The organism is Curvibacter delicatus NBRC 14919 (assembly GCF_001592265.1).
Classification (GTDB): Bacteria; Pseudomonadota; Gammaproteobacteria; order Burkholderiales; family Burkholderiaceae_C; genus Hylemonella; species Hylemonella delicata.
Window position 1 is genome coordinate 1 of the sequence record NZ_BCWP01000004.1, and the last position, 14,420, is coordinate 14,420.

Annotated in this window: 14 protein-coding genes; all 14 read left to right on the forward strand. The window is 61.8% G+C overall.

From position 1 onward, the window contains the following. Positions 1-24 precede the first annotated feature (24 nt). The 14 genes from CDE01S_RS02900 to CDE01S_RS02965 all read left to right on the forward strand — a co-directional run bounded on the left by CDE01S_RS02900 (position 25) and on the right by CDE01S_RS02965 (position 14,409). Entirely contained in the window at positions 25-2,088 is a 2,064-nt protein-coding gene (locus CDE01S_RS02900) for a glutamine--tRNA ligase (RefSeq protein ID WP_066703507.1), read from the forward strand. 34 nt (positions 2,089-2,122) lie between these two features. Then, the gene (locus CDE01S_RS18060) at positions 2,123-4,672 is read left to right on the forward strand and encodes an HD domain-containing protein (RefSeq protein WP_084382659.1); all 2,550 of its coding nucleotides are present in this window, start codon (positions 2,123-2,125) and stop codon (positions 4,670-4,672) included. A gap of 30 nt (positions 4,673-4,702) precedes the next feature. After that, complete coding sequence (locus CDE01S_RS02910; RefSeq protein WP_066703512.1) at positions 4,703-4,984, forward strand: DUF427 domain-containing protein; 282 nt, start codon at positions 4,703-4,705, stop codon at positions 4,982-4,984. A 34-nt stretch (positions 4,985-5,018) separates the two neighbouring features. Next, a complete protein-coding gene (locus tag CDE01S_RS02915) occupies positions 5,019-5,345 on the forward strand; it encodes a hypothetical protein (protein ID WP_066703515.1) in 327 nt (108 codons plus the stop codon). A 76-nt stretch (positions 5,346-5,421) separates the two neighbouring features. Further along, positions 5,422-6,591 (forward strand): GGDEF domain-containing protein, encoded by a 1,170-nt coding sequence (locus CDE01S_RS02920; protein WP_084382660.1) that lies wholly within the window; start codon positions 5,422-5,424, stop codon positions 6,589-6,591. Positions 6,592-6,707: 116 nt separating this feature from the next. Next, positions 6,708-7,379: a flavodoxin domain-containing protein gene (locus CDE01S_RS02925; protein WP_066703518.1), complete on the forward strand. Its 672-nt coding sequence runs from the start codon at positions 6,708-6,710 to the stop codon at positions 7,377-7,379. A gap of 85 nt (positions 7,380-7,464) precedes the next feature. Next, positions 7,465-7,698 carry a hypothetical protein gene (locus tag CDE01S_RS02930; RefSeq protein ID WP_369406354.1) on the forward strand — a complete coding sequence of 78 codons (234 nt, stop codon included), beginning with the start codon at positions 7,465-7,467 and terminating at the stop codon, positions 7,696-7,698. Between the two features lie 67 nt (positions 7,699-7,765). Further along, positions 7,766-8,938 (forward strand): GGDEF domain-containing protein, encoded by a 1,173-nt coding sequence (locus tag CDE01S_RS02935; protein ID WP_066703524.1) that lies wholly within the window; start codon positions 7,766-7,768, stop codon positions 8,936-8,938. 136 nt (positions 8,939-9,074) lie between these two features. Continuing rightward, positions 9,075-9,323 carry a hypothetical protein gene (locus CDE01S_RS02940; RefSeq protein ID WP_066703526.1) on the forward strand — a complete coding sequence of 83 codons (249 nt, stop codon included), beginning with the start codon at positions 9,075-9,077 and terminating at the stop codon, positions 9,321-9,323. Positions 9,324-9,450: 127 nt separating this feature from the next. Then, positions 9,451-11,541, forward strand: a complete 2,091-nt coding sequence (locus CDE01S_RS02945) for a tripartite tricarboxylate transporter substrate-binding protein (RefSeq protein WP_066703527.1) — start codon at positions 9,451-9,453, stop codon at positions 11,539-11,541. A gap of 101 nt (positions 11,542-11,642) precedes the next feature. After that, positions 11,643-12,266: a DUF938 domain-containing protein gene (locus tag CDE01S_RS02950; RefSeq protein ID WP_066703529.1), complete on the forward strand. Its 624-nt coding sequence runs from the start codon at positions 11,643-11,645 to the stop codon at positions 12,264-12,266. Between the two features lie 26 nt (positions 12,267-12,292). Beyond that, positions 12,293-12,760: a YeeE/YedE family protein gene (locus CDE01S_RS02955; RefSeq protein WP_066703532.1), complete on the forward strand. Its 468-nt coding sequence runs from the start codon at positions 12,293-12,295 to the stop codon at positions 12,758-12,760. Continuing rightward, entirely contained in the window at positions 12,757-13,191 is a 435-nt protein-coding gene (locus tag CDE01S_RS02960) for a DUF6691 family protein (protein WP_084382662.1), read from the forward strand. The genes CDE01S_RS02955 and CDE01S_RS02960 overlap by 4 nt, the downstream gene beginning before the upstream one ends. A gap of 93 nt (positions 13,192-13,284) precedes the next feature. After that, positions 13,285-14,409: a DUF2855 family protein gene (locus CDE01S_RS02965; RefSeq protein ID WP_066703537.1), complete on the forward strand. Its 1,125-nt coding sequence runs from the start codon at positions 13,285-13,287 to the stop codon at positions 14,407-14,409. Positions 14,410-14,420: the final 11 nt, after the last annotated feature.

The following is a 14,420-nucleotide window of genomic DNA, read 5'->3' on the forward strand; positions in this document are numbered from 1 at the left end:
TCAGCAAATCCCTAAAATCGTCCAATGAGTAACGCCAGCCCTACCGACAACGACAAGGCCCCTGCCAAGGCCAGCAACTTCCTGCGCCAGATCATCGAAAACGACCTGACGCACGGCACCTATTCCGGCCGCCGCTGGGGCGGCACGCCCGGCGACGCCACGCACCACGAACAGGGCCAGCCCGACCCAGCGCGCATCCGCACCCGCTTCCCGCCCGAGCCCAACGGCTACCTGCACGTGGGCCACGCCAAGAGCATCTGCCTGAACTTCGGCCTGGCGCGCGACTACGGTGGCGTGTGCCACATGCGCTTCGACGACACCAACCCCGAGAAGGAAGAGCAGGAGTACGTCGATTCGATTCTGGACGCGGTGAAGTGGCTCGGCTTCAGCTGGGACGCCCACAACACCCAGCACCTGTTTTACGCCAGCAACTACTTCGACTTCATGTACCGCGCAGCGGAATACCTGATCGAAACCGGCCACGCCTATGTGGACGAGCAGACGCCGGACGAGATGCGCGCCAACCGCGGCGACTTTGTGACGCCCGGCAAGGACAGCCCCTTCCGCAGCCGCACACCCGCCGAGAACCTGGCGCGCTTCCGCGAAATGCGCGACGGCAAACTGGCCGACGGCGCCGCCGTGCTGCGCGCCAAGATCAGCATGGCCAGCCCTAACATCAACCTGCGCGACCCGGCCATCTACCGCATCCGCCGCGCCACCCACCACAACACCGGCGACCAGTGGTGCATCTACCCCATGTACACCTTCGCGCACCCCATTGAGGACGCGCTGGAGAACATCACCCACAGCATCTGCACGCTGGAGTTTGAAGACCAGCGCCCGTTTTACGACTGGCTGCTGGAGCGCATCGTGCCCGTGCTGCGCGCGCCGCAGTTCGCCCAGGCCAAGGCTTTGATTGAAAAGATCGAAGCGCAAGGCCTGGAAGCACAAAAGGAATTTGCCCTTCATTGTTTCAACCATGCCGACAAGCTGTTTGCCAGCGCGGCCGAAGGCCAGATGCGTGCCCTGTTTGCCAAGTGGGAACACGACCGCGACGCCGTGCTCAAAGACCTGGGCGCCTTCTTCACCCTGCTGAAAACAGAAACCGCGCAGTTTACCCCGCTGCTGCAACACGCGCTGGACGGCCAGCGCCCCAACGTCTTTTTACTGCCGCACCAGCACGAGTTTGCACGGCTGAACCTCACGTATGTGATCACCAGCAAACGCAAGCTGGCGCAACTGGTGAACGACAAGCATGTGACCGGCTGGGACGACCCGCGCATGCCAACAATAGTCGGCCTGCGCCGCCGCGGCTTCACGCCCGAGAGCATCCAGAACTTTGCCGAGCGCATTGGCGTCACCAAAGACTACAGCTGGATTGATTACTCCACGCTGGAAGGCTGCCTGCGCGAAGACCTGGACGTGCAGGCCCCGCGCGCCATGGCCGTGCTGGACCCGGTGAAGCTGGTCATCACCAACTGGGACGAACTGCACGGCGCCGGCGCGCTGGATGATTGCTCGGCCCCGGTGCACCCGCACCACCCCAACCTGGGCAAGCGCGCCTTCAAGTTCGGCCGTGAGTTGTGGATCGAGCGCACCGACTACGAAGAGGTGCCGCCCAAGGGCTACCACCGGCTCTACCCCGGCAACAAGGTGCGCCTGAAATACGGCCACGTGATCGAATGCAAGGGCGCGCTGAAAGACGCCAACGGCAACATCACGGAAGTGCACGCGGAATTGATCCCCGACACCAAGAGCGGCACGCCGGGCAGCGATGCCATCAAGGTCAAAGGCGTCATCACCTGGGTGGGCGTGAACGACGGCGTGGCCGCCGAAGTGCGCCTGTACGACCGTTTGTTTACCGACCCGCAACCCGATGCCGGCGGCAAGGACTTCCTGGCCAGCCTGAACCCGGACAGCCTGAAGACGGTGACGGCCTACGTGGAGCCGGCGCTAGCCAGCTGCGCGGCGGACGACAAGTTCCAGTTCGAGCGCCATGGCTACTTTGTGGCCGACCGCAAGGACCATGCAAAGGGTAAGCCCGTATTCAACCGGGTGACCGGATTGAAGGATAGTTGGGGAAAATAGCTCATAGAAACACAAGGGGGGGGGGGAAGTTGACATGGACGAATTCGCGATTTGGAGGCGAACTCTCGCAGACCAAGGCGACTCACTCGATGCACAAAGATCAATTCTTCGACAAGCATTTCTTGAATTCCGATCGAATGTCGCACAGCTCGTCCAAGAAATCGGTGGGCTTCTTCCAGATCTAACTGTTCACGACATTACCCATCTGGATGCTCTATGGCGTATCGCGGATCAAATAGCAGGGCCCGATTACCCACTGAATCCAGCCGAAGCTTTTGTTCTAGGCGGAGCAATTCTGTTGCATGACTCAGCACATGTACTTGCCGCATATGAAAATCGCATCATAGGAGTCAAGGCGACAACGGAATGGAAGGATTTAATTGCGCAACAATTTGGTGGGAGGGAGCCATCAGATGGATCAGCCGACCAGAGAGATGCACTATTCCAAGTGCTACGTCTCCTTCACGCGAAGCAAGCACGCCTTCTACCGACCATGGAATGGAAGGTTTCTGAGAAAACTACTGGCGGCAGATTTAGATTACTTTCTCAACCCCAACTCTGCGAATACTACGGTCCATTAATCGGAGAGCTAGCCGAAAGCCATCACTGGTCAACAAAGAAAGTAGGTGAGTCTTTTGAAACTCGTCATGTCAATGCTCCAGCATTTCTAGCACCAGCCACATGGCAAGTCGATGCTCTAAAGATCGCATTTTTGCTGCGTACTGCCGATGCAGCACACATCGACGCTCAACGAGCACCTTGGTTTTTATTCGCCCTGCGACAACCTAAAGGCATATCAAGTGACCACTGGCGATTTCAAGCCAAGCTAGGGCAACCAACGCGGTCAGATAACGGCGAACTTCGGCTTACCTCTGGTAGTCCATTTGAGCCCGACGAGAGGAAAGCATGGTGGTTGGCGTATGACACCGCATGCATGATTGACCGAGAGTTACGTGATGCACAACTGATCATGCGGGACCTTGGGCGGCGGACTTTTGCAGCCACTTCAATTGCGCGAGTTGCAGACCCGTCATCCTTCGCCAAAGATGTACAAGTGCAAAACTGGGAACCGGTCAATGTTGCCCCGAAGATCAAGGACGTTCCAAAGGTGATCGCGAATCTGGGCGGCAAGAAGCTGTACGGCGACGACCCATCTCTCGCCCTACGTGAACTACTGCAAAACTCTGCTGATGCAGTCCGTGCGCTTAGGGCAATTGGCGGTCTTGGCCCAGAAGAAGGCCAAATCGAAGTTGCACTCGAGCGCAAAAATGGGCAAAACTGGTTGCATGTTACCGATACCGGAATTGGCATGAGCCGCTATGTACTTACAGAAGTACTTCTGGATTTTGGAACATCATTTTGGAGTAGCGAACAGTCGCGCGCTGAAATACCTGGCCTCGCCGCCAGCGGATTTAAGTCCGTAGGCCAATTCGGCATTGGCTTCTTCGCCACATTCATGCTGGGTGACAAAGTTATTGTTAATACACGGCGCTATCGCAGGGCCACAGCGGACAGAAGCGACCAATGGCTTCTTGAATTTGGAGACTCACTTGATAGCCGGCCAATGCTGCGGCAACCATCTACGTCAGAAGAGTTGAGGAGAACTGGTACACGAATTTCCGTCCACATTGAAGATGAAGTCTTGAAGAGACTTCTGGGAATCCGAGAAAAAACATGGACTGTCCCCGGCATCACCCATGTATACGGAGATATTGATGAGGCTGCAACCAAAAAAGACGATCCCCCGACAGCAAGTCTTAATGCAGTTATAGGATTACTGTGCCCGACATTGGATATATCTGTGAACGTGAAAATCGGTACTAATGAGCCGAGGACGATCATTCAGCCTAATGACTGGCTAAGTCTAGATTCAGCCTCGCTTCTGAAGCGCTTATATCCGACCCACTATCGACACAGACAACCAACAAACGAGCTAATTGACTTAGTGGAGAAAAGCGGCGAAGTCAAAGGGCGCTTACGACACCGTGATGGATACTTCAGCGAGGGCATTGCGACTCACCGAGGGATTCAATGTGGAACCGTGCCACTCACGGAGGGTGTTATTCAAGCCGAAAACAATGTCGATCTTGCTCGTAAAGTTGCACACCCCCTCGCTTCACTGGAAGCGTGGAAAACATGGGCCGTTAACCATCTTAATGAAATCGACAATGAGGATACCGACGCATTAACTGCTCTTCACCATTTGTGTCCAGATCTAGATCTCCCGGTTTTTAATCGGAATGGAGCATCGCTTAACAAGCAGGAGCTAGAGAAATGGATTTCAACTCAGTCCGTTGTTTACGTTTATGACTTTGAACTCGAACATGAAAGCTTCGATGAGGTTTCACGTCATAGCTTCGATACGTTCTTTGAACCCGCATCCGAGGTGGTTTTCATGCCGCGAGACATTGACCGCCTAGCAAAGTATCTGGGAATTCCAACCATCGATTACCTTCCGCAAATCGAGTCCATCATGAGTGCAGCTTGGCCTTCTGGCTACGATTGGGAGCGTAAAGAACATGCGGTTGGAGAAGTCATGCTACAGAACATTGATCGCGACGTACTCGTCTTCACAAAGAAATGACTCAATCCGAGGAAAATCCTCGCAACCCTCATGAAAGCCACCTGGAACAACACCGTCATCGCCGAGAGTGACGACACCGTGCTGGTGGAAGGTAACCACTACTTCCCCGAGCACACGCTCAAGCGCGAGTACGTCACCTTCAGCAACCACAAGACCACCTGCCCCTGGAAGGGCGAGGCGCACTACTACTCGCTCATGGTCAACGGCGACATGCTGCCCGACGCCGTGTGGTTCTACCCCGAGCCCACCCCCGAAGCCCATCTCATCCAGGGCCGCGTGGCGTTCTGGAAGGGTGTGAAGATCGAGGAGTGAGCAGCGCGCCCTGCGCTGGCGTTGCACACACAGCATGGCCCGCCGCCCGCACTACCACGTCTACGTCATCGAGCTTTCCAAAGACGTGCTGTACGAGCCCAAGTTCCGCAAGAACAACCCGGGCTATGTGGAAGGCAAGCCCTGTGTCTACGTCGGCATGACGGGGCTGGACCCAGATGTGCGCTTTGACAAGCACAAGGCCGGCATCCAGGCCAACCGCTACGTCACCAAGTACGGCCTGCGCCTGCTGCCCGACCTGTATGAGGGCTTCAACCCCATGAGCTACAAAGATGCCCAGGAACGCGAGGTGGAAGTGGGCATTGACCTGCGCTCGGCCGGGTTTGGTGTCTGGCAGGCCTGAGCCGGTGGTATGCATGCTTATGAGCGTGCTGAATGTCGCATAAACTCATAGTAGTTTTTGCGATTTCTTTCTTTTTGTGCATCTCGACACCTCCACCCTGATTTTCATCAATATCGCCGACCTGTTGGCGATGTCACTGGCCTTACCCTTGGTGATGGGGCTCAATCTGAGCCGCGCTGCCAGCCATGTCCGCACCTCGCTCATGCTCAAGGCCGGGGCCTGGGTGCTGCTGGCGCTCACCACACGCCTGGCCGGGCAGTGGCTCGAACCGGTACTGGCCACGCTGGCCTTGGCGCTGATGTCGCTGAGCCATGTGCTGATCTTCCGTGCGCTGAGCCTGTGGCTGGGGCCGCGGCCCATGGGCCGGCTGCTGGTGGTGCTGGCCGTGGCCACGCCGATCGGCTTTGCGCTGAGTTTTCACAACTACCCGGTGCGGGTGGCCTGGATCAGCCTGGCGCTGGCCGGGCAGTTGCTGATTCAGGCGCGGGCGACGCTGCTGCCCGCCGCCGACAGCAACAGCCGCGGTGGCTGGCGCTACCTGCTGTTCGGCTGCCTGTTCCTGATGGCGGTGCTGATGGCCTTTCGCGGCATCTTTGGCGCCTTTGTCCCGGAGCTCAGCCCCGGCTTCACCACGCCTTCGCCCATCATCGCGCTGACGCTGGTCGCGGCCAATGTTGCGCTGGTGTTGGGCAATATCGCCCTGCTGGCCGCCTGGCGCGAAGAAGCCCAGCAGCAGTTGCGCACGCTGGTGGTGACGGACACGCTCACGGGCCTGCTCAACCGCAACGGCTGGTCTGAACAGGCGAACCAGGCGCTGCGTTATGCACAGCGCCACGGGTTTCCGCTCTCGCTGCTGATGTTCGACCTGGACCATTTCAAACGCATCAACGACACGCACGGCCATGAGGTGGGCGACACGGCGCTGGCGTTTTTCGGCGGCCTGCTCAGGCAGTGCCTGCGCGCGGGTGACGTGAACGCCCGCCTGGGTGGCGAAGAGTTCTGTGTGCTGCTGGTGCACGCCGACACCACGGCGGCGCAGGCCTTTGACCAGCGCCTGCGTGCCGCACTGGCCGAGGCTGCGCCGCAGGCGATTCCCTGCACCATCGACTTCAGCACCGGCCATGCCCTGTGCAACGGCAAGGACGAGACGCTGGAGTCGCTCATGGCCCGTGCCGACACGGCGCTGTACCGCGCCAAGAACGCGGGCCGCAGCCAGCTGGTTTCGGCCGAGGCACCAGCCAGTTGAAATGAGCATCCTCACCCTGACCCGGGTGAACGTTTCATAGAGGAGCCGCCGAGCCTGTTTGACGCCCCTGACACGTTGGAACAGAATGAAAATCTGAAGGCAGGGAGGGCCCGGTAATGGCAATCAACAAGCGTGGTCGTGAGGGCGTGCGCCGTCGGGACGTCCTGACTCTGGCAGAAGGGCTCATCGGTGCCGTGTCGCTGGGGGCCTGCTTCACTGCAACGCCAAGCCATGCCGCACCCATCGCCTTCACTGAGGCGCAATGTGGCGACAAGAGCCTGGCGGACCGGAAGATATTGGTCGCCTACGCCAGCAAGTACGGCTCCACCGGCGGTGTGGCAGATGCCATCGGCCAGACACTGTGCGGCAAGGGTGCGACGGTGGACGTGCGGCTGATGAAGAACGTTCGCAACCTGGAAGCCTACCAAGGCGTGGTCCTGGGGGCCCCGGTGTATATGGGCAAGTGGCTGCCGGAGGCGGCCGACTTCGTGAAACAGAATGCCGAAGCGCTGGGCCGGGTTCCGCTGGCGTGTTTTGTGGTCTGCATGCTGCTGCATGAGCCAACCCCGGACAACATGGCCAAGGCCCTCGCCTACCTGGACCCGGTGCTGAAGGCTGCGCCACTGCTCAAGCCGGTGGGCGTGGGCGCTTTTGCCGGCGCGCTGGATTACGGCAACCTGTCCTGGGCCACGAAGAAGATCATGCAGTCCAAGGCGCAGCCGGAAGGCGACTTCCGCGACTGGAAGGCCATCCACGCCTGGGCGGAGGCGTCGCCCCTTGCAAAGTAAAATGCTATTGATTTAGTAGCTGTTCGCGCATATTCCACCTGGGCTAGAGCCCATTTTCATTCATGGCCTTCCCAAGGTTCCGCCCGTGACCGACCTCACCCTGCGCCCCGTAAATGCCGACGTCTACAGCGTGCACACACCCGACGGCGCGCACGTGGGCAACCTCAAGCGCGTGGGCGCGGTGTGGAAGTTCAAGGCCATCGGCTACGACGCCGCTGGCCAGCTCGTGCCCGGCGGTGGGCCCTTCACGGACCAGCACAACACAGCCATGGCGGCACCGGATGCAACCGAGCTCAGCACCCGGCTGGGCGTGCGCTGAACCGGCGCCCCGTCACCGGCGGCAAGTACACTAGGCAACAGCCTGTGCCCCCTGGGCCCCGCCTGCCGTGCAGATCGATCCCACTTCGCTCATCATCGTCAACGTTGCCAACCTGCTGGTCATGGCAACGGCGCTGCCTTTCGTCATGGGCCAGGGCCTGAGCCCGGCTGCCAGCCATGCGCGGCACTCGTTGCTCCTCAATGCCGCCGCCTGGATCTGCCTGCTGGCCTCCAGCCTCTGGTACGGGCAGACGCCAGACCTCATCCTGTCCACCTTGGCCATGGCCTTCATCTGCGCCAGCCAGTGGATGGTGTACCGCGCGCTGGAGAACTGGCTGGGCCCGCGCCCGCTGCGCGGCCTGCTGCGCTTGCTGGTGTGGATCATGCCGGTGGGTTATGTGCTGAGTTTCTCCAGCTACCCGGTGCGCGTGGGCTGGGCCAACCTGGTGCTGGCGGCACAGCTGCTCATCGTGGCGCGCGCCTGCCTCTACCCCACCAGCCGCAACTTCGGCCGGCGCGCCTGGCGCTACCCGCTGTTCGGCTGTCTGGCCGTGATGGCCGGGTTCACCGCGGCGCGCGGCATCCTGGGCGCGTGGTTCACCGAGCTGTACCCGTTTTTCCGTGCCCCCACGCCGGTGAACATTGCGGCGCTGATCGGCGCCAACATGTCGCTGGTGCTGGGCACGATTGCCATGCTGGGCGCCTGGCGCGAAGAAGCGGAACGCCAGCTGCACAAGCTGGCCAGCACCGACACCCTGACCGGCCTGCTCAACCGCCACGGCTGGACGATGCAGACACGCCACCCGCTGCGCCAGGCGCAGCGCCACGGGCACCCGCTGTCGCTGCTGATGCTGGACGTGGACCACTTCAAGCGCATCAACGACACGCACGGCCACGAAGTCGGCGACGCGGCGCTGCAGCTCATCGGCCAGTTGCTGCAGCGCTGCCAGCGCGGGGGCGACGTGAGCGCGCGCGTGGGCGGCGAGGAGTTCTGCGTGCTGCTGCCCTACACCGACGCCGCCGCGGCGCAGGCCTTTGATGCCCGCCTGCGCACCGAGCTGGCCACCCATGCGAGCGCGGCCGGCCTGCCCTGCACGCTGGACTTCAGCAGCGGCCACGCACAGTACCGCCCATCGGGCGAGACACTGGAGTCGCTGATGGCGCGCGCCGACGCTGCGCTGTACCGCGCCAAGAACAGCGGCCGAAGCCGGCTGGTGCTGTACGAAAACACCATCACCTGACGCGGCCCGCCTGCGGCCATCTGCCGCCCCGCGGCCGCCACGTTGTCAACGTTTTCTCTGTGGAGCGGCATTGAGTGGCTGGCTTTGGGCTAAGCTCGCGCCCTCACCCACAAGCAACACACAAGGAACATCCGCCATGAAGAAACTCAACGTCACCATCCAGCTGCAGATGTCCGTGCCCGACGGCTGGGAGCTGGTGCAAACCTCCGAAGGCACGCCGATGATCCGCATGCCCGGCGGCACCTACCTCGATCTGGCGGTGGAACCGCTCTACACCGCCGACCCGGAAGGCACCTGGAGCGGCACCGAGAGCGAAGACGAACTGAACGAGTTTCTGGACATGGTAGACAGCGAAGAAGTCTCTTACGAGTTCGTGGCCGACTGAACCCGGCCGCGGCACAGGTTGGCGGAGGCTTCAATCGGGAAGGCCTCGGCACGGTTTGACACTTGCCGGCATCCGTCGCATGCTTTGCCCCCAATGCGCTTGCAACAAGCCAGCAAGGGAGGCAGCGATGAAGACACTTCGGCAATGGCGCGCTCAACTGGGCGCCGTGATCATGGCGATTGCATGCCCGCTGGGCGCCATCGCCCAGCCCTATCCCGCCAAACCCCTTCTTCTGGTTGTTCCCTACGCCGCAGGCGGGGTTACTGATGGTCTGGCGCGCATGGTTGCCCAGCGGCTGAGTACGCGGTTGGGTCAGTCGGTGATGGTTGAGAACCACGCCGGAGCCATGGGGCAAATCGGTTTCGAACGCGTTGCCAAGTCAGCGCCTGATGGCTACACCATGGTGCTGGGCAATATTGGCAGCTTCCCAGACACAGCCGGCCAGCTCACGCCCGTGGTCGACCTGCAGCGGGACTTCGTACCGGTCTCGCTGCTGGCGCAGCTTCCCGTTGCTCTCATCGTCGATTCGTCCGTTCCGGTCAACTCGGCCAAGGAACTGCTGGATTACGCCGCCGCCCGGCCCGGCCAGGTTGCCTACGGCACCTCGGAAACCGGCAGCCCCAGCCACCGGGCCGGTGAACAGTTCAGGCAAGACACGAAAACGACGATGACGCGGGTGCCATTCCGCACGGATGCAGCCACACTCACCGCACTGGCATCCGGCGATGTCAAGGTGGCCTTTGCCACATTGGATGGCGTGGCGTTCTTCAGACCCAAAGAGAAGATTCGTGCCCTGGCGGTGACAGGCAACCATCGTTCGCCCTTGGCGCCCGGCGTTCCAACGTTCGCGGAAGCAGGCATCAAGGGGGTTGATGCCTTGTCCCAGTACGCGGTGCTGCTGCCGCGCGGCACACCGCAAGACATCGTGGCAACCCTGCACAAGGAACTCACGGCAATCGTCCAGTCACCCGAGTTCCAGAGCCAGATGGCTGAATATGGCATTGAAACGGTTGGCTCCAGCCCCCAGGAACTGGCCACCATCCTGGAGACATCGCGCGGTTCGGCTCGGTGGGCCGCTCTGGTGAAACATGGCGCGGCGCCTGCAGACCAGCCCAAGGCGGCTGCACCGGCCCCGGTGGTCACGGCGCCGATTGTCATCCCGCCCCCGGCCAAGCCCGCAGCCATGCCCACGCCCGCTCAACCGAGCCCAGTCGCTCCCTACAAGGTTGTCAAGGTCTTCTTTGGCACGGATCGCAAGCTGGTCCCCACCGCCAGTTCACCGCGCGATTTCTTTGCGTCGGAACGCGGGCGAGCCATCAGCTACGGCCATTGCGAAGTCAGCATTCCGCGGGATCACAAAACTGGAGAACTGGAAGCTCCTTCGTTGCTGCGGAAATATCTTGAGAACCCGGCCAAGCATGTGGTTCTGCTGCGGCTCAACCTGCGCAACAGAAACGAATTCATGAGCGACCTCAACAGCACGATCGCAGAGAAAAAGACAAACTCCGCGCTGGTGTTCATCCATGGCTACAACAACACGTTCGAGGATGCCGCCAGGCGTACTGCGCAGATTGCACATGACATCGAATTTCCGGGTGTTCCCATGTTCTACAGCTGGCCCTCGAACGGCGCCACGCTTTCCTACGTCACGGATGGCAACGATGCGGACCAGGCCATCGTGTACCTCAAAGCCTTTCTCAAGGATCTTGCGGTCAATTCAAAATTCACCTCCATCACCTTGCTGGCGCACAGCATGGGCAACCGGGTACTGACACAGGCCTTCGCCGCGCTGAAGAACGAGATTGACACCACGAAATTGCGGGTCTTCAAGGAGATCATCCTCGCGGCACCAGACATTGACGCCGACGTTTTCAAGAACAATATCGTCCCGGCACTTGTGGCGAGCAAGTCCTCGGTCACTTTGTATGCGTCATCGCGCGACGGGGCATTGGCTGCCGCCAAGAAAATCAACGGCGAGCCCCGTGCTGGCGATTCGGAGGGAGGGCTGGTCGTCGTCAAAGGCATCGAGACCATTGATGCCACCAACGTCGATACCAATCTCTTCTGGGGCCTCGGCCATGCCTATGTCGCGGACAGCCGGAACATCCTGTCCGACCTTTCTTATCTCATCGTCAAGGGTCTGCATGCCACCTCCAGATACGGACTGGAGCCGGTACCCGCGCCCAGCGGCACGCAATACTGGAAATTCAAGAACTAGACCTTTCACCGAAACAAGATTGCTATATTTTCGATAGCTTGCCGCGCATATTCCAAGAGCAAAACAACCTGTTTTTCCATAAAAGAACCGTCACCGACTCCATGACCGAACCCGCCTTCAGCCCCGCCGCCGAACGCAACAAGCACCCCATCTTTGACATGCTGCGCCAGTTGCTGCCCATGCAGGGCCGCGCGCTGGAGATTGCCAGCGGCACCGGCCAGCACGCGGCCTGGTTCGCCGCCCAGATGCCGCAATGGACGTGGCTGCCCAGCGATGCGCAGGTTGATCTCTTTCCGTCCATCACCGCCCACGCGACCGCAGCGCACTTGCGCAATGTGCAGCCGCCCCGGTTGCTGGACGTGCTGTCAGACCGTTGGTTGCCCGATGACGCATCAGGCCAAGCCCCGCTGTTCGACCTGATCTACTGCGCCAACATGCTGCACATCGCGCCCTGGGCCTGCTGTGCGGCCTTGATGCGCGGCGCTGCACGCCACCTGGCGCCGGGTGGCCAGCTCGCGACCTACGGCCCGTATCTGGAAGACGGGGTGCCCACGTCGGAGGGCAACCTGGCGTTCGACCAGAGCCTGCGCGCACAAGACCCGGCCTGGGGCATCCGCCGGCGCGAAGACGTGGAACGCGAGGCCCAGCACGCCGGCCTGCGGCTGGCCGCGCGCCACGCCATGCCGGCCAACAACCTGCTGCTGGTGTGGACACGGGCAAGCTGAGCGCGACGCGGGGATAATCCGGCCCCATGTTGACCTCTCTTTTCCCCTTGGGCTGGCAGCACTACCTGCTGGGCGGCCTGTTGATCGGCCTCGGCACGGCGCTGTTGTTTGTCTTCACCGGCCGCATCGGCGGCATGAGCACGGTGTTTTCCAGCACCTGGTCTTACGTCGTCAAAGGGCCGTTCTTCCAGCAGCCGCGCTTCACCGGCTCACGCGGCTGGCGCCTGGTGTACGCGGCAGGGTTGGTTGTGGGCGCCGCCCTCTGGTGGCTGGGTTTCACCGATGGCACACCGCTCAGCACCCATGTGCCGGCCTGGCAACTGCTGCTGGGTGGCTTCTTTGTGGGCTACGGCGCGCGGCTGGGCAACGGCTGCACCTCGGGCCATGGCATCTGTGGGCTGGGCTCGCTGCAATGGCCGTCGCTGATGGCCGTGCTGACCTTCATGGCCACGGCCTTCCTCACCGCCAACCTGGCTGCGAGGTGGCTGGCATGAGCATGCAACAGAATTCCCTGCCGCGCGTTCTGGCCACGCTGGCCGCGGGTGCGCTGTTCGGCTTCGGCCTCTCGCTCTCGGGCATGGTGCGGCCGGAGGTGGTGCTGAGCTTCCTGCACTTCTCCGACTTCGGCCTCATGCTGGTGATGGGCGGCGCGGTGCTGGTGGTGGTGCTGGCCTACAAAGTGGTACCGCGCCTACTCAACCGCCCGCTGCTGGGCGACTACTTTCACACCCACCCGAGCGAATGGAACCGCGACACCGCCGTGGGCGCGGCGCTGTTCGGCATTGGCTGGGGCCTGTGCGGCGTCTGCCCCGGCCCGGCCATTGCCGGCCTGGGTACCGGCAACCTCGATCTGCTGTGGGCGCTGGGCGGCATTGCGCTCGGTGCGCTGGTACAGGGGCTGGTGGCCACGCGCAAGGCCCGCTAAGCCGGCGGCGCGGGGCGTCGACGCTTATCGCTTGGGTGACTGCGGCGCCGGCTGGGTGCAGGCATGCTCACGCATCGTTTTGGAGAAGCCCCGATGGATGCCAGCACCTGTTTCCGTTTCTGCGTCGGCCGCACCGACCTGCACGCCACCCGCCTGCTGAGCGACCCCGATGCGCCGGCCGCGCGCCCGCTGGCCGAGGGCGAGGTGCGCCTGCGCGTGGACCACTTCGCGTTGACGGCCAACAACATCACCTACGCGGCCTTCGGCGACAAGATGAAATACTGGCAGTTCTTCCCGAGCGGTGCCGAGGGCTGGGGCTGCATCCCGGTCTGGGGCTTCGCCGAGATAGTGGAGTCGCGCTGCGCGGAGGTGAGCACCGGCCAGCGCGTCTATGGCTACCTGCCCATGGGCCACTACCTGGTGGTTCAGCCCGCGCGCGTGAACCGGCACGGTTTCATGGACGGCGCTGCACACCGGCGCGAACTGGCCGCCGTCTATAACCAACTGGTGTTTTGTGCCACCGACCCAGGCTACGACCCGGCGTTCGAAGGCCAACAGGCCGTCTTGCGCCCGTTGTTCACAACGTCCTTCCTGATCGACGACTTCATGGCCGAGCACGGGTTCTTTGGTGCGCACCAACTGCTGCTGTCCAGCGCGTCGAGCAAGACAGCCTACGGCACGGCCTTCTGTCTCTCGCGACGCGACGGTGCCCCCCGGGTACACGGCCTCACATCGGATGCCAATCTGGCGTTCACACACGGGCTGGGCTGCTATGGCGCGGTGAGCACCTATGAGCAGGTGACCGCGCTGGACCCCAGCGTGCCCACGGTCTACATTGACTTCGCGGGCAATGCCGGGCTACGCCGCACGATCCATGAGCACTTCGGCAACGCGCTGACCTACAGCTGCTCGGTTGGCGGCAGCCACTGGGAGTCGCTCGGTAGCGGTGGTCGGCTGCCCGGACCGAAGCCCGAATTGTTTTTTGCCCCGGCCCAAGTCAAGAAGCGCGTTGCACCACCGCCCGAGGGCTGGGGGCCCAGCGGCTTTGAACAACATCTGGGACTGGCCTGGAAGGCCTTCCTGCAAACCGTGAACAACCCCAGCCAGCCTTGGCTCACGATCCGCACAGCCCGAGGCACCGAAGCCGTGACCGCCGCCTACCAGCAACTGCTGGCCGGCCGCAGCGATGCGCGCGAAGGGTTGATGCTGGCGCTCTGAGTGCTTACGCG

Bases quoted from the DNA above. Each gene is read 5' to 3' on its own strand.
- CDE01S_RS02915 (WP_066703515.1), top strand. From the start codon at position 5,019: ATGGCCCGCCGCCCGCACTACCACGTCTACGTCATCGAGCTTTCCAAA.
- CDE01S_RS02965 (WP_066703537.1), top strand. From the start codon at position 13,285: ATGGATGCCAGCACCTGTTTCCGTTTCTGCGTCGGCCGCACCGACCTG.
- CDE01S_RS02900 (WP_066703507.1), top strand. From the start codon at position 25: ATGAGTAACGCCAGCCCTACCGACAACGACAAGGCCCCTGCCAAGGCC.
- CDE01S_RS02925 (WP_066703518.1), top strand. From the start codon at position 6,708: ATGGCAATCAACAAGCGTGGTCGTGAGGGCGTGCGCCGTCGGGACGTC.
- CDE01S_RS02955 (WP_066703532.1), top strand. From the start codon at position 12,293: ATGTTGACCTCTCTTTTCCCCTTGGGCTGGCAGCACTACCTGCTGGGC.
- CDE01S_RS18060 (WP_084382659.1), top strand. From the start codon at position 2,123: ATGGACGAATTCGCGATTTGGAGGCGAACTCTCGCAGACCAAGGCGAC.
- CDE01S_RS02960 (WP_084382662.1), top strand. From the start codon at position 12,757: ATGAGCATGCAACAGAATTCCCTGCCGCGCGTTCTGGCCACGCTGGCC.
- CDE01S_RS02910 (WP_066703512.1), top strand. From the start codon at position 4,703: ATGAAAGCCACCTGGAACAACACCGTCATCGCCGAGAGTGACGACACC.
- CDE01S_RS02940 (WP_066703526.1), top strand. From the start codon at position 9,075: ATGAAGAAACTCAACGTCACCATCCAGCTGCAGATGTCCGTGCCCGAC.
- CDE01S_RS02945 (WP_066703527.1), top strand. From the start codon at position 9,451: ATGAAGACACTTCGGCAATGGCGCGCTCAACTGGGCGCCGTGATCATG.
- CDE01S_RS02950 (WP_066703529.1), top strand. From the start codon at position 11,643: ATGACCGAACCCGCCTTCAGCCCCGCCGCCGAACGCAACAAGCACCCC.